The sequence below is a fragment of the Paenibacillus sp. FSL P4-0184 genome (assembly GCF_038004625.1).
Classification (GTDB): domain Bacteria; phylum Bacillota; class Bacilli; order Paenibacillales; family Paenibacillaceae; genus Paenibacillus_AQ.
Window position 1 is genome coordinate 856,661 of the sequence record NZ_JBBORN010000002.1, and the last position, 26,140, is coordinate 882,800.

Below are 26,140 nucleotides of genomic sequence, written 5' to 3' on the forward strand. Positions count from 1 at the left end.
TAAATTTTGTTTGTTTGGGAGTGATAAGTTATGCAGATTCACTTTCGCAAATTAGCGAATGCCGACGAACCGTTACATATTCACGATGTTGTGGATGTCAGCGAGGTAGTCAAAGGGCGCAAGGATATTCTAGCTGTTGCTCCGCTCTCAGTGGACCTTAAAGCGCTGCCCGCGGGAACCGATTGTGTGAACGTGGTGGGAAAACTGAGTGGAGATGTGGACATGTTATGTTCACGTTGTCTCACGGAGGTCAAAAGTGATTTGAACATTCCTTTTGCTGAGACTTTCAAGTGGCTTAAGCAGCCAGTTCTTCCAGATGATGACGAAGATGAGGAACTCATTTACGTCAAGGATGAGGTTGTGGATCTTATTCCTTATGTGGAAGAAAATTTCGTACTGCACTTACCGGATTCGGTATTGTGCAAGGCAGACTGTCTTGGTCTTTGTCAGAAATGCGGACAGAACTTGAACGAAGGCACCTGCAGTTGCGACAACACAGTGATCGATCCTCGACTCGCTGGGTTGAAAGACTTTTTCAAATGAAACATTACAACAAAACACATTCTGCTCTGAGGAGCAGGCTGACAGAAATATCACAAGGAGGTGGAACACATGGCAGTACCACAACGTAGAACGTCTAAAACACGCCGTGACAAACGTCGCACCCACTTTAAGTTGGTTGTGCCGGGCATGGTGAAATGCGAACAATGCGGAGAGTTGAAATTGGCTCACCACGTATGTAAAGTTTGCGGAACTTACAAAGCAAGAGAAATCATCAAACAATAGTTTCGGAATAAATAGTACTTCACTATCGGTGAAGTACTATTTTTTTTGAAAAATAAGAATATATAAGTTTCACGCTATACATTATCCTTATATTTTTTGCACAAACGCTTACCGTCTATTAGGGACGCTGAGGCGTTTATGCTTATCCAAACATAAGCCGCCCAGAAGTCAATGCTTTATTTTTGGTGCGGCATGCTTTATACTACATATTAGTACCTGGTTCTAAATAATGTTTAAGGTTATTTGACCTAATATAACAGCGGCCATTCAAACGGCCGAATGCTTTCTTTAAAATATAAGAAAGTATAAGTTATGCACCTATACTTGATGTCTTATATTTCTCGCTTAAACGCTTATCGTCCATAAGGACACCGAAGGCGTTTATGCTTGGCACGTGCCAGGAGGTGAGCCGCAATCGAGCGGATGTCCAAGAAAGAACGTCAGCAACAGCTGCTACATATAATCGCAGGTAATCCTTTTGTAACGGATCGGGAATTGACTCGTCAGCTAAAAGTTAGCATTCAGACGATTCGGTTAGACCGAATGGAGCTGGGGATACCGGAACTGCGTGAACGAATGAAGCAAATGGCAGAGCACTCCTATGATCAGGTGCGCTCTTTGCCTGCGGATGAAGTCATCGGAGATATTGTGGATTTACAATTGGACAAGAGTGGGATTTCGATATTTGAGATTCGCGAAGACCATGTGTTCTCTAGAAATGGGATCGCTCGTGGTCACTATGTGTTTGCTCAAGCGAACTCGCTTGCGGTTGCCGTTATCAACGATGAAATTGCTCTGACTGCTTCAGCCGATATACGTTTTGTACGCACAGTTCAGCTAGGTGAGAAGTGTATTGCCAAAGCACAGGTGCGCTCACTCGCCGGTAGGGGTGGCAAAGCAGAGGTGGACGTATTCACCTATGTCGGAGAAGAACTAGTGTTTCAGGGCCATTTTATAGTGTATCGGTCCGCAAATGATGAACACAGTGAAGGGGGTAACCATAGTGCTGATCGCCATTGATGCCATGGGCGGGGACAACGCTCCTGAATGTAATGTCGAGGGGGCGTTGTCCGCGGCCGCGGAATGGAAAGATACGCAGATTGTGCTCGTTGGTGACGAAGCCAGATTAGAGCCACTACTCAAAGACAAGCCATCTAATCTGACAATACGTCATGCAGGAGACGTCATTGGTTCTGATGAAGAGCCGGTTAAGGCAGTTCGTCGTAAAAAAGACTCATCCATGGTTGTAGCTGGACGAATGGTGCGTGAAGGTGAAGCAGATGCTATGATTTCGTCGGGTAACACGGGTGCGCTAATGACCACAGGACTCCTCGTAGTTGGTCGAATGCAGGGAATTGAACGTCCTGCACTGGCGCCTATGATTCCAACGCTTGACGATGTTGGCGTACTGGCTCTTGATCTTGGTGCTAACATGGATGCGAAGCCTGAACATCTGGTACAATATGCGCTGATGGGCAGCATTTACCGGAGCAAGGTTCATGGTATTGCTAAGCCGCGTGTGGGACTTCTGAATGTAGGGACGGAGCCTGGAAAGGGTAACGAACTGACGAAAGAAGCTTATCCGCTGCTTGAGAACTTGCCAGGCATTCATTTTATCGGTAATGTTGAGGCGCGTGACGTACTGACAGGGAATTGCGATGTGCTTGTCTGCGATGGATTTGCCGGTAATATTTTGCTAAAGTCTCTTGAGGGTACGGCGGGTGCTTTGTTCTCTTTGCTCAAGGAGCAATTTAGTCGTTCTCTGAAGACTAAGCTTGGCGCGGCTATGCTGATGCCGGAGCTTAGAGCTTTAAAGGGTAAAATGGATTACAAAGAGCACGGTGGTGCACCACTACTCGGTCTTAGCGGATTGGTAGTTAAGGGCCACGGATCTTCTGACGGAAATGCAGTTAAGAATGCGGTAAGACAAGCGCGGATTGCTCTACAAGCCGATCTTGTGCCAAGTATATCCAAGGAAATTAGCGGGAAGTGAGTGACGACATGAGACAGTTGCGACCGGTTGGAATTATAGGAACTGGGAAATATGTACCTGAGAAAATATTGACAAATAGCGATCTGGAAAAAATAGTGGAGACTAACGATGAGTGGATCGTCAGTCGGACAGGCATTCGCGAGAGACATATTGCTGCGCCTCACGAGGCAACTTCTGATCTAGCGTATGAAGCAGCACTCAAGGCACTTGATTCCGCTGGAATGAAAGCCGAAGATTTGGATCTTATTATTATTGCAACAGTAACACCTGATAGTGCTTTCCCTTCTACAGCCTGTATTTTACAGGATAAACTGGGTGCTAAAGGCGCTGCGGCTTTTGACTTGTCAGCAGCCTGCTCTGGTTTTGTATACAGCTTAGCTACTGCGGTTGGCTTTATTCAGAACGGAATGTACAATAATGCACTTATTATAGGTGCGGATACTTTATCCCGCATCACAGATTATACAGATCGCAATACTTGTGTCTTGTTTGGTGATGGAGCAGGTGCAGTTATCATTGGTGAGGTTCCGGAAGGTCGTGGTTTCCAATCCTTTGATCTGGGTGCTGAAGGCTCTGGAGGGAACTTGCTTAAGTTAGAAGCCGGCGGTTCGCGCTTGCCTGCCTCTCAGCAAACCGTTGAAGATAAGAAGCATTTCATTTATATGAATGGCCGTGAAGTCTTTAAATTTGCTGTTCGTGTAATGGGCTCAGCTACAGAACGTGTGCTTACTAAAGCTGGTCTGGGTAAGGAAGATATCGATTTGTTCGTACCTCACCAAGCGAATATTCGTATCATTCAATCCGCTATGCAGCGTCTTGATTTGCCACCAGAGAAATGTGTAATCAATGTTGATAAATATGCCAATACTTCGGCTGCCTCCATTCCACTAGCGCTTGTTGAAGCGGCGGAAGAAGGACGTATGAAAGAAGGCGACACCGTCCTGATGGTTGGATTCGGCGGTGGATTGACTTGGGGCGCATCTGTATTGATCTGGTAATAAGCTAAGACCGTTATACGGGAAGGAGTTCATACTTATGAGTAAAATTGCATTCGTCTTTCCCGGTCAGGGAGCACAAGCAGTTGGAATGGGCAAGGATGTTTATGATGCTCTTCCAAACAGCCGTGCAGTGTTCGAGAAAGGGGATGAAGTTCTCGGATTTCCACTAAGTAAGCTGATTTTTGAAGGACCGGACAGTGAGTTGAAGCAAACGGTAAACACGCAACCAGCGCTTCTTACAGCAAGCGTAGCCTATCTTGAAGCTCTACGTGAACAAGGTTTGAAGCCGGATTATGTTGCTGGTCATAGCCTTGGTGAATACAGTGCACTAGTAGCTGCGGGTGTGTTGTCATATGAAGATGCTGTAACACTTGTACGCTTGAGAGGCCGTTTCATGGAAGAAGCTGTTCCAGGAGGACAAGGTGCAATGGCGGCAGTGCTTGGTGCAGAACGTGAAGCGCTGGCAGCATTATGCCAAACTATCTCTGAAGAGAATGGTGTTGTAGAACTGGCTAACGTTAACTGTCCAGGTCAGATCGTTGTTTCCGGATCTCAGGAAGGCGTTAATGGTGTTGTGCAGCGTGTTAAAGAAGCTGGCGGCAAGCGGGCAATTCCGCTAGAAGTAAGTGGACCTTTTCACTCTTCTATGATGAGAGCTGCTGCAGATCGTTTGGCAGAAGAGTTGAAGAAAGTAACCTTCAACACTCCAAATGTACCGGTCATCGTTAACGTCACTGCATCACCGGTAACAGATCCCGAAGAAATTTGCGAACTGCTTGTTCGTCAGGTGTATTCTCCTGTGCTTTGGCAAGACAGTATTGAATGGTTGATTGCGGATGGTGTTGACACTTTTGTTGAGATTGGTTCTGGCAGTGTTCTGGCAGGTCTGATCCGCAAAATAGATAAAACAGTCAAAGTAATCAACATTAACACACTTGAAAGTGTCCAAACTGTTTTGTAAGAAATGGTTTAACATTTTGACAACAGCATCATGATTGAAAGGGGATTAGACTATGTTCTCAGCATTGCGGGGCCAAACGGCCCTTGTAACTGGCGGCTCACGTGGCATTGGTCGTAGTATCGCGCTTGCTCTTGCAGAACACGGTGTAAAGGTGGCCGTGAACTATGCTGGAAGTGAAGCGGCGGCACAGGAGACTGTGGCTCGTATTGTCGAGCTTGGCTCGGAGGGTATTGCACTCCGTGGAGATGTCGGCAATAGTGAACAGGCCGAGAGCCTTGTAAAAGAGGTTCTTAATACCTGGGGACGTATTGACATTGTTGTCAATAATGCCGGCATTACTAGGGACAACCTGATTATGCGCATGAAAGAGGAAGAGTTCGATCAAGTGATTGAGACGAATCTGAAAGGTGTGTTTAATTGCCTTAAGGCAGCAACACGTCCGATGATGAAACAGCGCTATGGCCGAATCATTAATATTTCCTCGGTTGTGGGTGTGACAGGTAACCCTGGTCAGGCTAATTACTCTGCAGCTAAGGCTGGTGTCATCGGTTTAACGAAGGCATCGGCTCGTGAGCTTTCTTCGCGGGGCATCACCGTCAACTGTATCGCTCCTGGGTTTATTGATACAGATATGACGCGTGAGCTCTCTGAAGAGGTTCGCAGTGAGCTAGAGAAGGGCATTCCACTAGCTCGCCTTGGGCGTCCGGAAGAAGTAGCTATGACAGTTGTTTTCTTAGCTTCTGAAGGCGCCGCTTATATGACCGGCCAGACACTACACGTGGATGGCGGGATGTATATGTAATTCTCCTTTGAAAATATAAGAAAGTATAAGTTTCACACTATACTTTATCCTTATATTTCTTGCATAAACACTTACCGTCCTTATAAGGACGCCGAAAGCGTTTATGTTTGGGAGAAGTTACACTGTTTTAAAGATGAAATGTGAGGGATCAGGAAAGCGTTTTTTGCGGTCTATGGTATTTTGACCTCATATCTCGTATAATACCAAAAGAGGAGGTGAACCGGATGTCCGATGTATTAGAGCGTGTAAAACGCATTGTCATCGACCGCTTAGGTGCCGATGAAGCTGAGGTAACATTAGAAGCGTCTTTCAAAGATGATTTAGGTGCTGATTCTCTTGATGTAGTAGAATTGGTTATGGAATTGGAAGATGAATTCGACATGGAAATCTCTGATGAAGATGCAGAGACGATTACGACCGTGGGTGAAGTTGTGAAGTACATACAATCTCATACCTAGAGTCATATGATTGAGAGTCCCGTTCCAACTTGGGCGGGGCTTCTCCTCATTTATACAGCATTAAAGTTGTATTACAGGTTGCCATGTGCAGCTTCATAGGGATTATAACAGAACCGCGGAAGCTTTAATGATGCGGTGATCGCTGTTCATATAGTAATAATTTGCAGTATATAAGTACTGAATATAATGTATACAGCCTATAGATGGGGTGATTGTGTTTGAGTCATAGAGTGGTTGTAACCGGGATGGGCGTAATTACGTCACTGGGGAAAGACTTGGAGACGTTCTGGGATAATCTGATGAGCGGTAAATCAGGTGTATCGATGGTTGAAGCGTTTGATGTCAGCGAATACACTACGCAAATTGCTTCATCAGTTAAAGACTTTGATCCGGAGGCGCTTTTTGGCCGCAAGGAAGCCCGCAAAATGGACCGTTTTGTACAATTTGCAGTGGCTGCTGGTGAAGATGCATTGAGAGACAGTGGACTTAAGATCGGTGAAGATATCGATGCTGAACGGATCGGTGTATCTGTTGGTTCGGGTATCGGTGGTCTTGGTACTTGGGAAGACAATCATAATCTGTTGCTTGAAAAAGGGCCAAAACGGGTTAGCCCGTTCTTTATCCCGATGATGATCGCTAACATGGGTTCTGGGCAGCTGTCCATTAACCTCGGTGCAAAGGGACCGAATACGACTACAGTGACGGCCTGTGCTACAGGAAGTCATTCCATTGGGGAATCATTCCGTCTGATTCAACGTGGAGACGCGGATGCTATGATCTGCGGTGGTTCGGAAGCGACCATTCGTCCAACAGGAATGGCAGGATTCTGTGCAATGAGAGCGATGTCCACTCGTAATGATGAGCCGGAGAAGGCTAGTCGGCCATTTGATGTAGATCGCGATGGTTTCGTTATGGGAGAGGGCGCTGGGATCTTGATTCTGGAATCCCTTGAACATGCTGAGAAACGTGGAGCGAAGATTTATGCTGAGGTAATCGGCTATGGTCTAAGCGCTGATGCTCACCATATGACTGAACCGGATCCAGATGGTGCAGCACGCTGCATGAAGATGGCAATCCGTGATGCTGGTATCTCTCCTGAAGATATTGATTACATCAACGCACATGGTACTTCAACGCCTGTAGGAGATCGATCAGAAACGGCTGCTGTTAAGAAAGCATTAGGCGAACATGCCTATAAAGTAGCTATTAGCTCAACGAAATCCATGACAGGTCATCTTCTGGGTGCAGCTGGTGGAGTAGAAGCTATTATCTGCGGACTCTCTTTGCAAAATGGCATGATTGCTCCAACGATTAATTTGAACAACCAGGACCCGGAATGTGATTTGGATTATGTACCAAATGTTCCACGTAAAGCGGATCTTGAAATTGTAATGTCGAATTCGTTTGGATTCGGGGGACATAACGCAACAGTTATTCTAAAAAAATATAATCAGTAAGGGGACAGCGCGGTGAAAGGAGAACTGAAGCAGTTACAACAGCAACTTCAAATCCAATTTCACGATTCTGTGCTTCTGAAGCAGGCCTTTACCCATGCATCTTATGTGAATGAACACCGTTTCAATCAGCATCAGGACAATGAGCGTCTCGAATTTCTAGGGGATGCTGTACTGGAGCTGACGGTTTCTGAATATTTGTACAATCTGTTGCCAGATCGACCTGAAGGGGAACTGACCAAGCTACGTGCCGCTATCGTATGCGAGCCTTCGCTGGTTAAGTTCGCTGAGAGTTTAGGTTTTGGCCGTTATGTACTGCTGGGAAAAGGGGAAGAACTTACGGGCGGACGTACTCGCCCGGCCCTGCTGGCTGATGTGTTCGAATCCTTCGTGGGAGCGCTTTATCTTGACCAAGGGCTGGAAACTGTACGGTCTTTTCTTGATAATCATGTATTTCCACTTGTGGAGACGGATGGGAAACTGCAAATGCAGATGACCGATTATAAGACGGAACTGCAAGAGCTAATTCAGCAGCACAATATGGGTACGTTGGAATATCGGATCATTGAAGAACGGGGACCTGCGCATGAGCGTGAATTCGTCTCTGAAGTGTTAATGACTAACCGTTCACTTGGTAAAGGGAGCGGCCGCTCGAAGAAGGAAGCAGAGCAGCAGGCTGCAGCAGCTGCACTGTTGCATCTGAAAGAAGATGGTGCCTGAATTTTGCATCATGTGGACAAGCGGAGGAGAGCAGCAAAGGTCTGAATACCGGCGTTTAGGCGGAGCTCAGACCGTTGCTGCTCTTTTTCGAAAGAATAGCCAAGCTTCATTTTGAAGCTATTTTAGGCGAATAAACGCTATGGTATAATGGGTCAGAGGTGATAGGCAAGTATGTTTTTGAAACGGATAGAATTAGCTGGTTTTAAATCATTTGCCGACAAAACAGAAATGGAATTTGTGCGCGGAATAACGGCCGTAGTAGGTCCGAACGGAAGCGGCAAGAGCAATATTTCTGACGGCATACGCTGGGTACTCGGCGAACAGAGTGCTAAATCACTGCGTGGCGGCAAGATGGAAGATATTATTTTTGCCGGTAGTGACGCGCGTAAAGCTGTGAATTATGGTGAAGTATCACTTACGCTCGATAATGAGGATCACACGCTTCCATTGGATTTCAGCGAAGTTACAGTGACTCGGCGTGTTCACCGTAGTGGTGAGAGTGAATATTTAATTAATAAGCAATCCTGCAGACTGAAGGATATCACAGAGCTGTTCATGGATACCGGTATCGGGCGTGAGGCTTATTCGATTATCGGACAGGGTCGGATTGAAGAGATTCTGAGTACTCGTTCCGAGGATCGGCGAGGCATCTTTGAAGAGGCATCGGGTATTGTAAAATATAAATCGCGCAAAAAAGATGCAAGTCGAAAGCTTGACGACACGGAGCAAAACCTGCTTCGTATTCACGATTTGATTAGTGAGCTTGAGGATCAGATTGGTCCCCTTAAGGATCAATCAGAGAAGGCCATTCGCTTTAAAGAGCTTCGGGAACAACTGAAGCATCAGGAAATTTCAGTCTATGTGCATCAGATTGAAGGCATTCATACAGCTTGGCAGGAAGGTAACGCTAAGCTCGAAACTTTAAAGGATGAGCAACTGGAGTTATCTACAGTTGTCTCAGCCCATGATGCCAAGCTGGAAAGCGGACGTGCTGAACTGCGCGCGTTAGAAGAACAGATCGAGAAGCAGCAAGAGCAATTGCTCCGTTATAGTGAAGCTTATGAGAAGAGCGAAGGTTACGGGGAAGTGTTGAAGGAACGCAAGCGTAATCTTGAGAGCAACCGTGAACAGTTAATGCTCACATTAGGTTCTGTAGGTGAGCGTTCTGCGGACCGACAGCGTGAGCTTGGGGATTTAGAAGCTAAGCTCGAAGCGTCCCGGCTTAAGCTTGTTGAGCTTCGGAAACAGATCGAAGCGGAAGAGGCAAGACTCGAAGGTGTCGCTGACGGTATTAGTCAGAGCCAGGAGGAGAAGCTGAAAAGTGCTCTCCTGGAGTTAATGAACCTTATGGCGAATGCACGTAACGAAATTCGTTACGCGGATCAACAGAAGGAGAACCTGGAGCGTCGTATGAGCCGCAGTGAAGAAGAAAGCGGCAAATGGACTGCACGGCATGATGAGCTGTCTGCTAACCAGAAAGGGCTAAAAGACAAGATTGCCCAGCTTGGAAAAGAACTAAGCAATCTTCGTGGTGCTTATATTACTGAAAGTGAACAACTTAGTAAACGTCAGAAGCTGATTGAAGAGACGCAATCAGGTCTGAGAAAGTGGGAACAGAAGCGGGAAGCACAAGTCTCCCGTCACGAGACCATGAAAGAAATGCAGGATGATTTCGATGGCTTTATGCTTGGGGTTAAAGAAGTTCTCAAAGGAGCTCGTAAAGGACAGCTTAACGGTGTGCATGGTGCGGTTGCTGAACTCATCTCCGTTCCGGAGAAGCTGGAAATGGCTGTTGAGACTGCGCTGGGTGCATCGCTGCAACACGTGGTTATGGATAATGAGAGCGTGTCTCGTCAAGCGATATCTTTCCTGAAGCAACGTCAATTGGGACGAGCTACTTTTCTACCACTCGATGTTATCCGGCCACGCCAAATTTCCGGTAGTGACCGAGGAATGGTGGAAGATGCTGAAGGTTTTGTTGGAATTGGTTCCGAACTCGTTGGATACGATGATAAGTATGCAAGTATTGTTGGCAGTTTGCTTGGCAATGTAGTTATTGCTGAGAGCCTGGAGCAGGCCAACCGCATCGCCGCAAGATGCCAGTATCGTTATCGTGTGGTTACGCTAGAGGGTGATGTAGTCAATGCCGGGGGCTCCATGACTGGTGGTAGCCAACATAAGAAGAACAATAGCTTACTTAGTCGTAAACGCCAGCTGGATCAGCTGAGCAGTGAGATCGAAGAGAGCGAGCGTCAAATTGTTAAGCTGAAACAAGGCATAGCCAGACTTCGTGAAGAGCAGGAGAACGCTAGCGTGAAGCTAGAGGACCTGCGCCGTGATGGTGATGAGAAGAGACTGGAAGAGCAACGTGTTTCTGGCGATTTGAAGCAGCTTGAACAAGAGCTTCGGCATGTACAGGAACAAGTGGAGAGCACAGGCGCGGAACGTAGTGGCTTTGAGAGTGAGGTCCGCACGCTTGAAGAAACTCGGAAACAAGCCTCTGCTGAGCTTGAACGTCTCGAGAAGGAAGAGAAGGACGCTCATGAGGGTATCCGTAATGCCGAATCGGCGCGTAAAGCGAATGAATCCGCTAAGGAAGAGTTGCAAGGTAAGCTGACCAGTATGAAGGTTTCGGAAGGCAAGCTCGATCAGGAGATCTTCTCCTTGGAGGAGCAATTACGTCGTCTAAGACAAGATGCGGGATCACAGGATAAAGAGCTGCGCCAGAATCGTAATCTGTTACATACGATCGAACAGGATTTGGCTAGTAATGCTTTGGAAACCGTGAAACAGAAAGAAGATTTGAATAGTTATCGTCTGAAGAAGGAAGAGACAGCCGGTACTTTGGATCTAGCTCGGGCGGAACGTTCAGCGTTAACCCGTAAGCTTGAGCTAGAGGAGGGCAAGACCAAGGATCAGCGTCAGGCACTTAGAGTCGTGGAGGACAAGCTGCGTTCTACTGAAGTTTCTGTGGGTCGTCTCGATGTTGAACTTGATAATATTCTTCGTAAGCTGAGTGATGATTACGAGCTAAGCTATGAACTAGCGAAGCAACGTTATCCTGTGCCCGAAGATGTGCCTGCCGCACAAGCGGATGTACAGCGTCTGAAACGTAGCATTTCTGCATTGGGCGAAGTGAACTTAGGTGCGATTGAAGAATATCAGCGTGTTCATGAGCGTTATACCTTCCTTAGTGGACAAAAAGATGACCTGGTCGAAGCCAAGACTACCCTGTATCAAGTTATCCGTGAGATGGAAGATGAAATGTCCAAACGCTTCAAACAGACCTTTGATGCGATCCGTAAACAATTCGGCACGGTATTCTCGAAGCTGTTCGGAGGCGGTCGAGCTGATCTCATGCTGCTGGATCCAGAACATATGCTTGAAACAGGTATAGATATCGTAGCCCAACCACCGGGTAAAAAGCTTCAAAACCTGCAGCTCCTCTCTGGTGGGGAACGCGCCTTAACTGCGATGGCCCTCTTGTTTGCCATCCTGCAAGTGAAGCCGGTTCCGTTCTGCGTACTGGATGAGGTAGAGGCTGCGCTAGATGAGGCGAATGTCGTGCGTTTTGCACAGTATTTGCGTGAGTTCTCAGAACAAACGCAATTTATCGTCGTTACACACCGCAAAGGAACGATGGAAGAGGCGGATGTGCTCTACGGAGTAACGATGGAAGAAGGTGGAGTATCCAAGCTTGTCTCTGTACGTTTAGAGGATGAGGAAGCAGAGATCGCTTAACGGCTTGCCGAAATGGTGATTTTTTTAAGTATCTGCTTTCGAAGCGAGTTTTGTACGAAGTTAAATCAATGAAGTGTCGCTCACAAAACTTTTAGGAGGAAACAAATGAGCTTTTTCAGGAAGTTAAAAGAAAGCATTTCCGGCAAAACGGAAAGTGTAACCAAACAATTCCGCGACGGATTAGAGAAAACCCGTAAAGGCTTTGTCGAAAAGGTAGCAGACCTGATTATCCGCCGTAAAAAAATAGATGAAGAGTTCTACGAAGAGCTGGAAGAAATCTTGATTGGTGCGGACGTAGGTGTTAATACAGTAATGACACTTGTCGAGGATCTGCGCGCCGAAGTGAAACAAAAACGAATTGAAGATGCAGCTGAACTGCAACCCATTTTGTCTCGTAAGCTCATGGAATTGTTGCGCGGCGATGACGATAACAGCCTGAAGGAAAATCCGGATGGCATTACAGTTATCTTGTTCGTTGGGGTAAATGGAGTAGGCAAGACGACTACGATCGGTAAATTAGCACATCGTTACAAACAAGAGGGTAAAAAAGTTCTTTTGGCCGCAGGGGATACGTTCCGTGCCGGAGCGATTGAACAGCTCGAAGTTTGGGGTCAACGTGCTGGCGTAGACGTAATTAAGCAACAAGCTGGCTCTGACCCAGCCGCTGTTATGTTCGATGCTGTTCAAGCGGCTAAGCAGCGGAATGTAGATATCTTGATTTGCGATACGGCAGGCAGACTTCAGAATAAGAGCAATCTGATGGAAGAGCTCAACAAGATTTTCCGCGTTATTCAAAGAGAAATTCCTAGTGCTCCGCATGAAGTACTGATGGTGCTAGATGCGACCACAGGTCAAAATGCGCTTACTCAAGCCAAGCTATTTGGTGAAAAGAGTGGGGTAACAGGGCTCGTCTTGACGAAGCTGGATGGTACAGCTAAAGGCGGAATTGTAGTAGCCATTCGTCAGGAAATGAACTTACCAGTGAAGCTCGTAGGGCTCGGAGAAAAGATGGAAGACTTGCAGCCATTTGATTCTCAGCAGTTCGTGCATGCTCTTTTTGCCGGATTAATTGCTGAGGAAGATTCAGAAGAATCGGAAGAGTAAGTGTAATCCATACCTACACATGATCTTAAAGAAGTCATATTTACAAGGAATGTCCTCGAAGCTATATTTAGTTTATGAGGGCATTCCTTTTTTATAAAATGATTGTTAGTTGTTAATGTAGTGACCTCTAAGGAATTCTTAAAAAGTACAAATGCATCGCGTAGGGTATCCCTTTAAATAACAGCTTTCCCTCACTAATAAGCCTCCAGAAGCGATATTCTATAAATGAGGTACTGATAAATAAATTCCACTGCCCTATAATTGCACCTACAATAAGCCCTGCATTTACGAAATGATCTCCCTGTTCATTCTTTTGCAGTTGCAGAATTAAGGATAGAATATCTTCGTCATAGTATGTTTCGGGAACATTCGTTAGCTGACCTTTGAACCATACTCGAAGCATATCCTCAGTGTTGCTGATTTCTTGCCACTCCAGTTCATACTGTTTTCTCTTCGCGGAGGTAAGGGGTTGCGTATTTTCGGTGTTTTTGATAATAGTTTGCACAGCTTCGTTTGGGAGCTGACCCAGAGACTGGGGAGATAAGCCCATGCTAAATTGTTCAGCAATCCCGGGAAGCTCCTCATAAGCTTCGACTGGATTTATAACATGAATAGGTTGCTTCCTCTCACTAAGAACAGAAAGTGTAAATCGTAGACCTGTCTGATCATGGGAGTTGTTTCCGCACCAAATAGTGATTTTTTTGTCCTCGGGAATTTCTTTTAAGGTCTGAATCATGGCTCCCAGTTTATGCTGGGGATTGAGATGATAACCCTGATCCGGAAATCGTTCTTGAAACCATAACTCACGGGCATGACACCCTTCATCATTATGTAATTTGCACAGCGGTCCAGTAGAGAACGTCTCATTAAATGAAAGTACTCTTATTAAATGACGATTGCCTACACGACTAAGTGCTACCTTCATCGTACCAGCTTCTGACAAGCCAAATAAAAGATAAATATGATTCCGCATAGCCTCTTCCTGCTCCATGGTCATAGTATATTTGTGATCCATTTGTTCACTCTCCTAACGCTCCAAATTATACCATATAACTGAAATCACTTTCCCAGACAACTATATAAAAAAAACAACATATGAAAAATTCATAATAGTAATGCTTGTCACTACTCCTGCATACAATTCAATGAAGAAACTACATTTCAGCACCGGCAACCTATATAAGAGAGAAAGGAAGCGATTCCAAAACGAGGAAATATTCAGAGGTCACATTTCTCTGTTATATATATTGACATCGGCAATAGATTTTACGTATTATGGGAATACAAAACAATATTTTCATGGATATTTTCAGAAATTAAAGTATAGGTTGTTAGTAAAGATAACATTTATCGAAAGGAGTCGGGCTCATGTCCAAATTAGATCCTCTGCCAGGTCTGTCTCCGTATCCGCTGCAACATTTTTTCGATGAAATGTATGCAGATAAGAGAAATGTCCGGCCGCATTACAGACATGTGAATCGCATGTTTTCCGGAATGAGCTCCGAAGAGCTGCAGGGTAAGCAGAATTTGATGCAGCGCAGGATGATGGAGGAAGGAATTACTTTTACGCTATACAATCCGGCTCAGGATCATCCCATGGAGCGTACGATTCCCTTCGATATGATTCCACGCATTATTCCTAAGAATGAATGGGAGAGGCTAGAGGCTGGAATTATTCAGCGTATCACGGCTTTGAATCTGTTCATTCATGATATCTACCATGAGCAGTACATCGTAAAAGATGGAATAGTCCCAAGGCGTATGATCATCTCTAACTGTTATTTCCGGCCAGAAATGGCTGGTCTAAGGGTACCTGGTGGAGCCTACATCACTACCTCGGGAATCGATCTGATCCGCCATCATGATGGGCAATATTATGTGCTTGAAGATAATCTACGAACGCCTTCAGGTTTTTCATATCTTTTTAAAGGCAGAACTCTTATGAATCAGTTGTTTCCTGAATTGTCCTTTGCCAGCTCCATCCGAGATGTTGATCATAGCTTGAATCGTTTCTTATCCGTTCTTCGCAGTCTATCACCCTCACGAAAGTCAGATCCGGTTATAGCACTCCTTACACCTGGGGAATACAATTCTGCTTATTATGAGCATGCTTTTCTAGCACAACAGATGGGTATACATTTGGTTGAAGGACGAGATTTGGTTGCAAAGGATCACAAAATATATTTGAAAGAAATGAACGGACTTCGCCGCGTAGATGTACTATATCGCCGTTTGGATGATGATTTCATCGATCCGTTAGCTTTTCAGCCGGATTCACTTCTAGGGGTGGCGGGTCTGATGAATGCGTATCGGGCAGGGAATGTAGCGATTGCTAATGCCCCGGGGACTGGTGTTGCTGATGATAAAGCGATGTATGTCTATGTACCGGATATGATTCGTTATTATCTGAATGAAGAACCGATTCTTGGGAATGTCCCGACCTATTTGCTAGGCAGGCCTGATGAACGTTTATATGTCCTTGAGAACCTATCTGAAATGGTTGTTAAGGAAACCTCTTTATCCGGGGGTTATGGAATGTTGATCGGAAGCGAAGCTACGAAAGAAGAACTCGCTGAATTTCGAATGAAGATTATCGCAGATCCAGAGCGTTATATTGCGCAGCCGATCATGTCTCTATCTAGAGCACCGGTATTGTCAGGAGGAACAATGGCACCGAGACATATCGACCTTCGAGCTTTTGTATTAATGGGTGCTGACCGTAAGCCACATGTTATACCTGGGGGATTGACACGGGTGGCTATGAAAGAAGGGTCGTTGGTCGTAAACTCCTCGCAAGGTGGTGGCGTAAAAGATACTTGGGTCATGGCTTGATACAACCTAGTGAGGCTAGTTGATGATTAACAAAATGCAGCATCAATTTGTTAAATAAGGGAGTGGCTGGAGATGCTGAATCGAAATGCTGAAGCTTTGTTCTGGATCGGCAGATATATTGAAAGGGCAGAGAATCATGCGCGGCTAATCAATGTTCATTATCATATCCAGCAGGAAGAGGATTTTCATGAAGAAGGACATAAATGGTCAAGGTTAATCGATGCGCTAGGCGTTCGAGGTGAATATATGCAGCAGTTCGAAACCTTTTCCGAGCAGGATGTCCTATCTTTCATCACACTTGATTTAGGCAATTCTAATTCATTATTCTCTTGTGTACATCATGCTAGAAATAATCTGCGAACACTCCGTCAGCAGCTTCCAAGTGAATTATGGGATGTTGTCAACAGCTTCAACCTATGGCTTGGTGAGCGGTCTGTTGCAGATATTATGAGCGGCCCACATCAGTTCTATCAGCAGGTTAAGGAGCGTACAGCCATGTTTCTCGGAGCAGAGCAGTCGGTAATGCTTAGAGGGAATGAGTGGCATTTCATTGAAAGCGGACGGTTTCTAGAGCGGGCAGAGAATACAACTCGTATCTTGCAGGCGGTCATTGCCTCATGCCGATTTAAGGAGCTTAACGCGGTTTATACTCAGTTGCAGGCGGTGCTTAAATCCGTTAGTGGGTACCAGGCGTTTCGCCGTTATTATGCAGATGCTATGTCCCCGGAGAGCATTTTAGATTTCTTGATTGCGAATCCCAAATTTCCGCGTTCCATTCGTTTTTCTTTCCATCAGCTGGAAGAGCATTTAGCAAAGCTTGAACTGGATTCCTCAGAGAAAGGTTCAGGCCATGAGAAGGTTATCCGGCAAGCGGGTAAGCTAAAAGCAGAGCTGGATTATATGGAAAAGGAAGAAATGTCCGGCGAGCTAGTGGAAGATGTGCTTAAATCGCTGGTGATATCCTGTCAAAAACTTGGTAAAACAATGGAGGGCGCCTTTTTTCGGCGAGAAGGAGTGTCTGTATGAAGATTCAAATCAATCATACCACCACATACAGCTATCCAGAGCCGGTTACGGACAGTGTCAATGAGATCAGACTCACGCCACGCACGAATTATCGCCAATCCTGTTATCACCATGAAGTGGATATTTACCCGCCAGCAAATCTTTTAACCTATGAGGATTTCTTCGGGAATCGGGTCCATGCCTATTCGGTTAATAAGCCGCATACGGAGATGGTCATCCACACTAAAGCTACTGTAGTTACACTGGATAAAGCTCAGGGGACAGATCTCCCGAGAACATCTCTTGAAGAACAAATTAGATTGTTAAATGACGAGGGATTTCAGAACCGATATATTGAGTTTATTTTGCCGACACGTTATACCGAGGTGACGCCTGAATTAGTGGAGTTTGCCTCACAGTACCCTTTTAATGAAGCAGAGGATATGTATGAATGGATTCTTAAATTATCTGCGACGATTTATGAACAGTTCACCTATGACCCTGAGGCTACAAGTGTAAATACTACGGTAAAAAAAGCACTGAAGCTTAAACGCGGTGTATGTCAGGATTATGCTCATCTAATGATTGCTGTCTGCCGTAGTGTCGGTCTGCCGTCCAGATATGTAAGTGGATATCATTTTGTTGGTGATTTGCAAGGGAGTAATGCTAATTTTGAGCAAGCCTCACATGCTTGGGTGGAGACTCACATTCCGGGTACAGGTTGGCTTGGTTTCGATCCGACGAATAATGTTGAGGTCAATTGGCGTTACATTAAGTTAGGTCACGGACGGGACTACAAAGATATTGTACCTGTAAAAGGTGTATATCGTGGTGGAGCAGGCACTCTGACCGTGAAAGTGGATGTGCGGAAGCTGGACAATTAGATGTATAGATCTAGATGAAACTCTCAGTTCAAGCTTTTGAACGGGGAGTTTTTTTGTGAAGATGATTCCAGTGTACATGTATTTGGGTAATCTTGATCCATAGTACATCACTAAGAGATCTTAAGGGAGAGATTACATATGAGTCCAAACATAGCTAAGAAACAAAGATTTATTGGAAAAACAGCAATTATTACCGGAGCGGGCTCAGGAATTGGTCGGGCTACCGCTATTAAGCTGGCGAGGGAAGGTGCTAATGTAGCGCTTTTTGATTTGAATCTTGAACGTACCTCATCTTTGGCGGATAAGCTGAACAAGTTTCGCAAAGATTGCGCATTGGCCATAGAGGTAGATACTTCAGATGAAAAAGGGATGGAGGAAGCCGTTCGCAGGACTGTCGAACAATTCGGCGGCTTAGATGTAGTATTCGCTAACGCGGGAATCAATGGTGCGGTGGGACCAATAGAGGAGCTGAGCCTGAGTGATTGGGAGCGCACGATGTCGGTGAACTTGACGGGGACCTTTTTGACCTTGAAATATACGATTCCTCATCTGAAGGATAAAGGGAAAGGTAGCATTATCATCACTAGCTCCATCAATGGGAATACTAGATTTGCCAGCTTTGGGTGGTCTACGTATAGTACTACCAAAGCTGGACAGGTAGCTTTTGCCAAAATGGCTGCACTTGAGCTGGCTAAGTTTAAAATTCGAGTGAATGTGATCTGCCCCGGGGCGATTGCTACCAATATAGATGAAACCACTGAAATGAACGAAGAAGTAGAAGCGATCGTCATTCCGATTGAATTTCCCGATGGTGCGCAGCCGCTGGCGGATGGGCCGGGTAAACCGGATAATGTTGCCGATCTAGTTTCTTTTTTGGCTTCCGATGAATCTATTCATATTACAGGTGCGCAAATTGTGATTGATGGAGCAGAATCCTTATTGTCCTAATTTAGAGATCGCTTCTCGGTATCGTTCATACCAAACATTCCATTCAGCTTTTCGTGACTCCAGCGTCGTACCATCCAGAAGATGCTGGATCACGTCCAGACATACATGCCAGCCAGCTAAATCTCGGGGTGTGTGTGGCGTGAGCGTTCGGATTGTTTCATTCAAGACGAGTAAACATCCTTCTGAATTAGGATATAGCTCAAAGCGAACGGAATCTTCAGCCCACGTAAATTCAAGAACAGATTCATGTTGCAAGGCGGTAATCGTCATTTCCTCAAAGGTTCCGTCTTGCATATCAAACTTGATTAATCCACCTTCACACAGGTCTTCAACACGTAATTCAGTGAACCATAAAGCAAGCTTCTCATTCTCTGTCAGAAAGGACCAGATTTCTGATGCGGGATGTTTTAATTGACGTTCGAAACGAGCGACATAATGATCATCTGTTTTTTTGAGGTTAGCTATCATGTTATATTTCTCCTTTGGACTACTGCTGTAGTCCTTTTTTTATTGTTTAGGAAATTATACAATACAAAAAAAATGTGGATAACTCCGAAGAAAGAGGAAGGAGGGGTGAACGTGAAGAAGCAGGAGACATGAAATAAACGAGGAGTCATCCGTCAGATTCTAAAAACCGAGCGGACCTTATATCCTCCGAAATGCATGTTTTAGTCGAGCCTACGGACAAATGTATGCGAAAAACCGAATACAAATGTGCCGCCAGTAACGTAAATGAGCCAAATGTATGCGAAAAATCGAATACAATGTGCCGACGGTAACATAAACGAGCCAAATGTATGCGAAAAATCGAATACAATGTGCCGCCGGTAACGTAAACGAGCCAAATGTATGCGAAAAACCGAATACAATGTGCCGCCGGTAACGTAAATGAGCCAGCGCTGTTATTCGCCCAGATCACCCAGGAAAGGGGCTTGTTATTAGGGAATAAGTGCAATACGGTCCGTCCCTAATATATGTGCTCATTTCATCGAAATAAAGCCATTCGGTCCGTAAGCGGAACCTCACTACGAAGGTGTATATGGATACGAGTATGGAATTACGGATGTACTCAGCTTGTAACTCTACCTCCAAGGACGACGTCAGGCGTTTTTCTTGTTGAGTTGAGGCTTATTAGAACGAGTATAACAATTGTTCGCATGAAAAAAACTATTGTACGGTTTGGTTAGGCGTCTGTAATATGTTGCTGACAGGGAGCAGAGAATGATGGCGTAGCAGAATGAATTGAATTTGCGGAATGGGGACTCTTGAGTCCTGAGCGATCTGCGAAGGCGAATATGAGGATGCGCAGACTTTTCGGACTGCATTGCAGCTATTTGAGCTTTTTAGTGCTTATTTTAGCGGTATCGGACTGCATAGCTCTTATTTCCACAATTTTTATTAAAAATAGGGTGTATTTGCGTGAATAGGTGCAACTGAGTCCGATAGTGTAGCAAAATAGCCTGAAATTGCGAAATAAGGGCTCCTTAGTCCGAACGATCTGCGATGACGAGGAAGATTCATAGAACGGAGAAGGATCGCCTTTTATAAGAATGCATTGCGGCAGTTTGATGTAAATCTACAGTTATTTATGCTAAAATAGACGCAATTCTGCTTACCATACTTTTGCTTAGGCGGGATAGATCATAGTAGTGGTATTGGTGAAGGAGGCTGCGTATATGGGGATGATGTCCTGGCTGGTTGAGCAGCGGATTCAGGAATCTATGCGTAATGGGGAATTTGGAGATTTACCTGGGTATGGCAAGCCACTGGAGCTTGAGGATTTATCGGGCGTGCCAGAAGAATTACGCATGTCTTTCAAAATTATGAAGAATTCCGGGCTGGTGCCCGAAGAAGTATCTTTGCGTGCAGAATGCGTTACCCTCGAAGGGCTGCTTGCTGCCTGCCACAATAGCGGAGGCACTGAAACTAGTGAAGGCAAGGCAATCCGGGCAAAATTGTCTTTGAAAAGGCTGCGTCTGCAAGAGCTTCTGCGTGAACGAGGCTTAGATAGTAATCCTGCTTTTATGCAATACAGTGTTCAAATACATGAACAGATAATTAGGGAAGAAGAATAACGCTTATTAGGGTCCTGTTGTATGGACATGAGGATAAATAGTGTGAAATAAAAGCAGCTCTTAGTCCATAAAGAGACGAAAGAGCTGCCTTTTTGCGTGCTTCGTTTCACAAGTGTCATTTTACTTGCTTGAAATATACCCATTCTGGATCACCATCGTCTAAATTCTCAATGATTCCGCTTCTTACAAATCCTAGAGAAAGACACACTTGCTGCATGATCGTATTGGATTCATTGGTGGATGTAAACAGCTTTGGGGTTGGAGAGTGTTCTTCAATGTAACGAATAAGTGCACCGGCAATGCCAAGACGTCTGAAATTGGGATTCACAATTACGAGCTGAATAAAACAGCATTCGAAAAAAGTGGTATCGTAACAAGCAAAACCGACAGGCTCACTGTTAATCGATGCTAGAACACATTGCTCATTTAGAATATATTGTTCGATTTTAGGTTTGCGAATTTCGCTGCCAATGACCATGCTATCGATCTTGCTGAGTATAGATAAATCTGAAATAGTGGCTTTAGTTACGAGCATTTTAGAAAGTCTCCTTTTTTATAATATAAGAAAGTTATACTTGAAATGGTAAGTACAGATTGTCTTGATCTTTGAAGTTTTTTCGCACATGATGAATAGGGTTTAGACCACATCAAAGGAAATCATAACATATTATTACAACGATGGAGAGATATAATGAAACAGCTTCCAATTATACAGGTGCTTCCAGACCTGAAACACATACTTCGCTCAACAAGGGCGGCTGTTCTGATCGCAGAACCCGGTGCGGGAAAAACAACTGGAACGCCTCCGGCATTTCTGGACGAGCCATGGATGGCTGGTAAAAGCATTCTTATGCTTGAGCCTAGAAGACTTGCCGCTAGATCAGCTGCAACTTACATGGCGTCCAATCTTGGAGAAAGTGTTGGACAGACGGTAGGTTATCGGATGCGGAACGACACTAAGGTAGGCAAGAATACACGAATTGTTGTAGTGACTGAAGGTGTCTTAACGAGGATGCTTCAGAGTGATCCATCGCTAGGGGATGTGGGTCTGATTATTTTTGATGAGTTCCATGAGCGTAGTCTACATGCGGATCTGGGACTTGCTCTGGCGCTGGAAGCACAGGCAGTACTGCGTGATGATCTTCGGATTCTGATTATGTCAGCAACATTGGATAGTGAACGGGTCTCGGTTATGCTGGGCGATGCGCCAGTGATTGATTGTCCAGGACGAACCTTTCCGGTGGAAACTATCTATACCCCAACTACAGGAAATCTTCCGATTGAAAAATCGGCCACAGCCGCAGTGAGACGTGCGCTTGCTGAACAGCCGGGAGATGTACTTGTATTCTTGCCGGGTGAACGGGAGATTCGCAGAACCCAAAATGAGTTGGAACATGGAAAACTGCCTGACGGAATAGTGCTTCGTCCTTTATACGGACAATTACCACAGGCTATGCAGGATGCTGCAGTGGCTCCATCCATAAACGGCGAACGTAAAGTCGTACTAGCGACCTCCATTGCGGAGACAAGCTTGACGATCGAAGGTGTGCGAACGGTAATTGATACAGGGCTACGTCGTACGCAGATTTTCTCTCCGCGTACGGGAATGCCAAGTCTTACGACGGTTCCGGTTTCGAAAGCCTCTGCCGATCAACGGCGAGGACGGGCCGGGCGGACAGCTCCAGGCGTATGCTACAGGCTGTGGAGTCAGGAGGAGCATAATCGCCTTCCGGATGACAATGTGCCGGAGATTATGGAGACGGATCTTGCGCAGCTCGCTTTGGAGCTGGCGCTGTGGGGCGTGCGCGATCCTGCCGCGCTAGCTTGGCTTGACGCGCCGCCAGCTGCGCCCTATGCGCAGGGCACCGCGCTACTGCGCCAGCTCGGCGCGCTGGACGCCGGCGGCGCCATCACGCCGCACGGCCGCAGCATGGCCGCGCTTGGCGCGCACCCGCGAGCCGCGCATATGCTGCTGCGCGCGGCAGAGCTTGACGCAGCACCGCTCGCCTGCCGGCTGGCGGCGCTGCTGCAAGAGCGGGACCTGTTCAAGGGTCCCGCGGCACTAGATTGCGACCTCACGCTCCGCGTAGAGGCGCTGCTCCGGTTCGAACGCTCCGCCGATACGGGCGGAGCGGACCCTGCGGCTCTGCGCGCGGTGGTGCGCGAGAGCCGCAATTTCCTGGCGCAGCTGCAAGCAGCGCCGGGCGGGACCGTGAACGACATCAGCCTCTGCGGGCTGCTTCTGTCGTTCGCCTATCCCGACCGTATCGGGCAGAAACGCGGTGATGGCGCGTTTCTGCTATCCGCCGGTCGTGGCGTGGCCATGCGGGTAGGGCAACCGCTGGCCCGATCCGCTTATATTGTGGCCGCGTCTGTTGACGATCGAGCCACACAAGGTGCAATCTTGCTGGCAGCTGAGCTAGAAGAAGGACAACTGCTTAAATATCATATAGATCACATCACAGAGGATTCTGACGTGCATTGGGATAAAGAAAGTGGAAGTGTGAAGAAACGCCGCCGAACGATGCTTGGCGCTCTTGTCTTAAAAGAAACGTCACATGAAAGACCCTCTGCTGAAGAAACAGCGAAAGTACTGCTAAGTGTAATCGCAGAGGATGGGATTGATATCTTACCGTGGGAAAAGGGACCTCTGCAGCTTCGTGAGCGGCTAATGTTTATGCACGCCTTACGTTCAGATTGGCCGGATGTCTCTGATGAAGCATTAATTGAGACGCTTGATGAATGGCTTTTACCTTACATTCACGGTATGCGTAACTTGCGCGACCTTCAGCGAATCCCGTTATCCCGTGCGCTTGAGGGGTTGCTGGACTGGAATCAGCGACAGCTTCTTGAACAGGAAGCGCCGACACATATAACAGTTCCTAGTGGTTCGCGTGTGCCCGTGGACTATGCTAATCCAGCTACTCCCGTACTGGCGGTACGATTACAAGAGATGTTTGGACAGATAGACACCCCTAGAATTGGTGGGGGAAAGGTACCTGTCTTGCTTCATCTTTTGTCACCGGCAAGAAGACCGATGCAGGTGACTTCTGATCTTGCAAGCTTTTGGCGTGGTACTTATTTTGAGGTTAAAAAGGATCTAAAAGGACGTTATCCTAAGCACTATTGGCCAGACGACCCCTTGCAAGCAATTCCGACCAATCGAACACGTCCCAAGAAATAATAGGGTCCTTCGTGCACTTGAAATTTTAATTAGATGTTTTGTCTTCAGCTTACAGGGTAATTAACTAGCGAAGACAATTACTAAGGAGGGCTTCAAGTGACTAAAAAAATCGTAGGTATCTTTGATACAGAACAAGAAGCAACCAGAGCAATTGAAGGACTTCACAATCAAGGGTTCAGTAATGATGAAATATCAGTAATCACACGTGATCGTGATGAGCTAAGACATATTTCGGATGATACAGGCACAAAAGCTCCCGAGGGTGTTGCAACAGGTGCAGCTACAGGCGGCGTATTGGGTGGTGTTACCGGACTGCTAGCAGGTATCGGAGCGCTCGCAATTCCGGGGATTGGACCTATTCTGGCAGCGGGACCTATTGTGGCAACGTTAACAGGTGTAGCCGTGGGTGCAGGTGCAGGTGGCTTAGTTGGCGGCTTGATCGGTCTTGGCATTCCTGAGGATGAGGCAAAAGAGTACGAAGGATACGTTGAAAGTGGCAAGATCCTTGTGCTTGTTGAGGATAATGGACGAGGGTATCAAGCGCATGATGTGTTCCGAGACAATCGCTCACTAAATGCTCAGCGTTACGAAGGCGTCTATAACGAAGACACTCGACTAGGTAATTCGATGGCTAACAGAGCAGACCGAACGGCTGAAGTCTACAACCGCGATAAAATCTAAAATGTTAATCGACCTGCTTTTACTATAAACAATCCATTAAAGACTGCACCTCCTAGCGATAAGCTGTGAGGTGCAGTCTTTATTATACATGTGGTATGATATAGATAATAATCCAAATTATAATTGGGGTTTTGAGAAGTAACTGAAAAATGCAGAAAGCAGATACCATGGCAGTTATGTCTGATGTACATAGCAATGTTTATACTTAGAGGCTGTTCTTAAGGAGGGCTTAGATGAAGATATTTGTAGCCGGTGCAGCGGGCGTGATTGGACGGCTATTGCTACCTAAGTTATTAGAAGCGGGACATGAGGTTGTCGGAATGACCCATAAGGAAGAAAATAGAGCATTTATTGAGAAGTGTGGAGCACAGGCGGTAATCGCGGATGTCTTCGATCGAGAGGCCATATTTGCGTCCATTCACAAAGCACAGCCAGAAGTGGTTATCCATCAGCTAACTTCACTAAGTCAGCGGAATTTCTCAGATAATTCCAGGATAAGAATAGAAGGAACACGAAATATTGTGGATGCATCCCTTGCAGCTGGCGTGGAGCAAATCATTGCACAAAGTATTTCATGGGCTTATGAAGCTGGAGAGGTGCCAGCTACGGAGGAAACTCCTTTAGATCTTAAGGCTTTAGAGTCTCGGAGAAGAACGATTGAAGGTATATACTCACTAGAGAAAGCAGTTGCCGAGATCCCCAATCATGTGATCTTGCGGTATGGAATGTTGTACGGCCAAGGAACATGGTATGACACTAATGGCTATATGGCAGAGGAAATTCGTCAAGAACGAATGACAGCGACAGATGCAGTTGTATCATTCCTACATGTGGAGGATGCAGCTAACGCAGCGGTGTTTGCTCTGAACTGGCCTTCAGGCCCTGTGAACATCGTAGACGATGAGCCTGCTAAAGGTTTGGATTGGTTATCAACTTATTCAGATGCCATAGGTGCTCCTGCTCCTAATGTTCAAGAAGGCAGAGAAGGATGGGAACGCGGAGCCTCCAATACGAAAGCTCGAATGGATTACGAATGGAGTCCACTGTATCCGTCATGGAGATCAGGATTTGCTCGAAGCTTGAATCTCCAGAGTGAATGAATTCAGCTACTGGAAGGAAGTGCAGTATGAGTTTACTTCTTGTGATTTTGTTCTTTATTGGTTTAATCATGATGATTAGCAATCAATATGCGATGATCAAGAAAATGGACGAAATGAATGAGTCACTAAGTGAAATTAATAATAAACTTGGTTAGCTAAAGTTGAAAAGGAGTGATGACGTGGGGTTAATAAAAAACTTCTCTCTAGTGGTCGTGAATTTAATCGCAGATCTATGGTTTGGAGTCGTACGAAAACCTGAATTTTATGATAATCACACGGTTACTACAACAAAGAGAGGGTATGTCCTATTTGTATCATTAGCAGGTATTATCGCTGTGGGAACCGCCATTTGGCTATGCTCTAGAATTTATTAAGGAAAAGACTGCCAATAGGCAGTTTTTTTATATTATAAGG

Annotated in this window: 25 protein-coding genes; 22 read left to right on the forward strand and 3 right to left on the reverse strand. The window is 45.9% G+C overall.

Annotated features, from left to right (window positions below):
• Positions 1-30: 30 nt before the first annotated feature.
• From MKY52_RS25645 to ftsY, 12 genes are all read left to right on the forward strand, one after another.
• Positions 31-543 carry a YceD family protein gene (locus tag MKY52_RS25645; protein ID WP_042187699.1) on the forward strand — a complete coding sequence of 171 codons (513 nt, stop codon included), beginning with the start codon at positions 31-33 and terminating at the stop codon, positions 541-543.
• Positions 544-612: 69 nt separating this feature from the next.
• A complete protein-coding gene (rpmF, locus tag MKY52_RS25650; RefSeq protein WP_019911234.1) occupies positions 613-786 on the forward strand; it encodes a 50S ribosomal protein L32 in 174 nt (57 codons plus the stop codon).
• Positions 787-1,209: 423 nt separating this feature from the next.
• Positions 1,210-1,806, forward strand: coding sequence for a transcription factor FapR (gene fapR / locus MKY52_RS25655; RefSeq protein ID WP_042127208.1), 597 nt, complete (start codon positions 1,210-1,212; stop codon positions 1,804-1,806).
• Positions 1,790-2,779, forward strand: coding sequence for a phosphate acyltransferase PlsX (gene plsX / locus MKY52_RS25660; RefSeq protein ID WP_042187701.1), 990 nt, complete (start codon positions 1,790-1,792; stop codon positions 2,777-2,779). The genes fapR and plsX overlap by 17 nt, the downstream gene beginning before the upstream one ends.
• An 8-nt stretch (positions 2,780-2,787) precedes the next feature.
• Positions 2,788-3,777, forward strand: coding sequence for a beta-ketoacyl-ACP synthase III (locus tag MKY52_RS25665; RefSeq protein WP_139328492.1), 990 nt, complete (start codon positions 2,788-2,790; stop codon positions 3,775-3,777).
• Between the two features lie 37 nt (positions 3,778-3,814).
• Positions 3,815-4,738, forward strand: coding sequence for an ACP S-malonyltransferase (gene fabD / locus MKY52_RS25670; protein ID WP_341054380.1), 924 nt, complete (start codon positions 3,815-3,817; stop codon positions 4,736-4,738).
• Between the two features lie 52 nt (positions 4,739-4,790).
• Complete coding sequence (fabG, locus tag MKY52_RS25675; RefSeq protein WP_042187706.1) at positions 4,791-5,540, forward strand: 3-oxoacyl-[acyl-carrier-protein] reductase; 750 nt, start codon at positions 4,791-4,793, stop codon at positions 5,538-5,540.
• Positions 5,541-5,764: 224 nt separating this feature from the next.
• Positions 5,765-5,998, forward strand: a complete 234-nt coding sequence (locus MKY52_RS25680) for an acyl carrier protein (RefSeq protein WP_036686493.1) — start codon at positions 5,765-5,767, stop codon at positions 5,996-5,998.
• Between the two features lie 218 nt (positions 5,999-6,216).
• On the forward strand, positions 6,217-7,455 hold the full coding sequence (gene fabF / locus MKY52_RS25685; protein ID WP_341054382.1) for a beta-ketoacyl-ACP synthase II: 1,239 nt from the start codon (positions 6,217-6,219) through the stop codon (positions 7,453-7,455).
• Between the two features lie 12 nt (positions 7,456-7,467).
• Positions 7,468-8,172: a ribonuclease III gene (gene rnc, locus MKY52_RS25690; protein ID WP_042127220.1), complete on the forward strand. Its 705-nt coding sequence runs from the start codon at positions 7,468-7,470 to the stop codon at positions 8,170-8,172.
• 171 nt (positions 8,173-8,343) lie between these two features.
• Positions 8,344-11,913 carry a chromosome segregation protein SMC gene (smc, locus tag MKY52_RS25695; protein WP_341054383.1) on the forward strand — a complete coding sequence of 1,190 codons (3,570 nt, stop codon included), beginning with the start codon at positions 8,344-8,346 and terminating at the stop codon, positions 11,911-11,913.
• A gap of 105 nt (positions 11,914-12,018) precedes the next feature.
• On the forward strand, positions 12,019-13,017 hold the full coding sequence (ftsY, locus tag MKY52_RS25700) for a signal recognition particle-docking protein FtsY (RefSeq protein WP_341054385.1): 999 nt from the start codon (positions 12,019-12,021) through the stop codon (positions 13,015-13,017).
• 127 nt (positions 13,018-13,144) lie between these two features.
• On the opposite strand, the gene MKY52_RS25705 is transcribed toward ftsY, so the two are convergent.
• A complete protein-coding gene (locus MKY52_RS25705; RefSeq protein WP_341054387.1) occupies positions 13,145-14,032 on the reverse strand; it encodes a DUF1835 domain-containing protein in 888 nt (295 codons plus the stop codon).
• 353 nt (positions 14,033-14,385) lie between these two features.
• Here MKY52_RS25705 and MKY52_RS25710 point away from each other — a divergent pair, with 353 nt between their 5' ends.
• The 4 genes from MKY52_RS25710 to MKY52_RS25725 all read left to right on the forward strand — a co-directional run bounded on the left by MKY52_RS25710 (position 14,386) and on the right by MKY52_RS25725 (position 18,686).
• Positions 14,386-15,849: a circularly permuted type 2 ATP-grasp protein gene (locus MKY52_RS25710; RefSeq protein ID WP_042127226.1), complete on the forward strand. Its 1,464-nt coding sequence runs from the start codon at positions 14,386-14,388 to the stop codon at positions 15,847-15,849.
• Positions 15,850-15,921: 72 nt separating this feature from the next.
• Entirely contained in the window at positions 15,922-16,875 is a 954-nt protein-coding gene (locus MKY52_RS25715) for an alpha-E domain-containing protein (RefSeq protein ID WP_234541173.1), read from the forward strand.
• Positions 16,872-17,738 (forward strand): transglutaminase family protein, encoded by an 867-nt coding sequence (locus MKY52_RS25720; RefSeq protein ID WP_042187715.1) that lies wholly within the window; start codon positions 16,872-16,874, stop codon positions 17,736-17,738. Before MKY52_RS25715 ends, MKY52_RS25720 begins: the two co-directional genes overlap by 4 nt.
• A gap of 138 nt (positions 17,739-17,876) precedes the next feature.
• Complete coding sequence (locus MKY52_RS25725; RefSeq protein ID WP_042187718.1) at positions 17,877-18,686, forward strand: SDR family oxidoreductase; 810 nt, start codon at positions 17,877-17,879, stop codon at positions 18,684-18,686.
• Here the strand turns inward: MKY52_RS25725 and MKY52_RS25730 are convergent.
• Positions 18,675-19,154, reverse strand: coding sequence for an SRPBCC family protein (locus tag MKY52_RS25730; protein ID WP_339270909.1), 480 nt, complete (start codon positions 19,152-19,154; stop codon positions 18,675-18,677). The two genes, MKY52_RS25725 and MKY52_RS25730, sit on opposite strands and share 12 nt — an antisense overlap.
• 1,208 nt (positions 19,155-20,362) lie before the next feature.
• On the opposite strand from MKY52_RS25730, the gene MKY52_RS25735 reads away from it, so the two are divergent.
• Complete coding sequence (locus MKY52_RS25735; protein WP_341054391.1) at positions 20,363-20,761, forward strand: DnaJ family domain-containing protein; 399 nt, start codon at positions 20,363-20,365, stop codon at positions 20,759-20,761.
• Between the two features lie 115 nt (positions 20,762-20,876).
• Here the strand turns inward: MKY52_RS25735 and MKY52_RS25740 are convergent, their stop codons facing one another.
• Positions 20,877-21,296 (reverse strand): GNAT family N-acetyltransferase, encoded by a 420-nt coding sequence (locus MKY52_RS25740; RefSeq protein ID WP_341054392.1) that lies wholly within the window; start codon positions 21,294-21,296, stop codon positions 20,877-20,879.
• Positions 21,297-21,452: 156 nt separating this feature from the next.
• On the opposite strand from MKY52_RS25740, the gene hrpB reads away from it, so the two are divergent.
• The 5 genes from hrpB to MKY52_RS25765 all read left to right on the forward strand — a co-directional run bounded on the left by hrpB (position 21,453) and on the right by MKY52_RS25765 (position 26,100).
• On the forward strand, positions 21,453-23,945 hold the full coding sequence (gene hrpB, locus MKY52_RS25745; RefSeq protein ID WP_341054393.1) for an ATP-dependent helicase HrpB: 2,493 nt from the start codon (positions 21,453-21,455) through the stop codon (positions 23,943-23,945).
• Between the two features lie 96 nt (positions 23,946-24,041).
• On the forward strand, positions 24,042-24,626 hold the full coding sequence (locus MKY52_RS25750; RefSeq protein ID WP_042187728.1) for a general stress protein: 585 nt from the start codon (positions 24,042-24,044) through the stop codon (positions 24,624-24,626).
• Between the two features lie 233 nt (positions 24,627-24,859).
• Positions 24,860-25,726, forward strand: a complete 867-nt coding sequence (locus MKY52_RS25755; protein ID WP_341054396.1) for an NAD-dependent epimerase/dehydratase family protein — start codon at positions 24,860-24,862, stop codon at positions 25,724-25,726.
• 26 nt (positions 25,727-25,752) lie between these two features.
• Entirely contained in the window at positions 25,753-25,881 is a 129-nt protein-coding gene (locus MKY52_RS25760) for a hypothetical protein (protein WP_256716254.1), read from the forward strand.
• Between the two features lie 24 nt (positions 25,882-25,905).
• The gene (locus MKY52_RS25765; protein WP_341054399.1) at positions 25,906-26,100 is read left to right on the forward strand and encodes a hypothetical protein; all 195 of its coding nucleotides are present in this window, start codon (positions 25,906-25,908) and stop codon (positions 26,098-26,100) included.
• Positions 26,101-26,140: the final 40 nt, after the last annotated feature.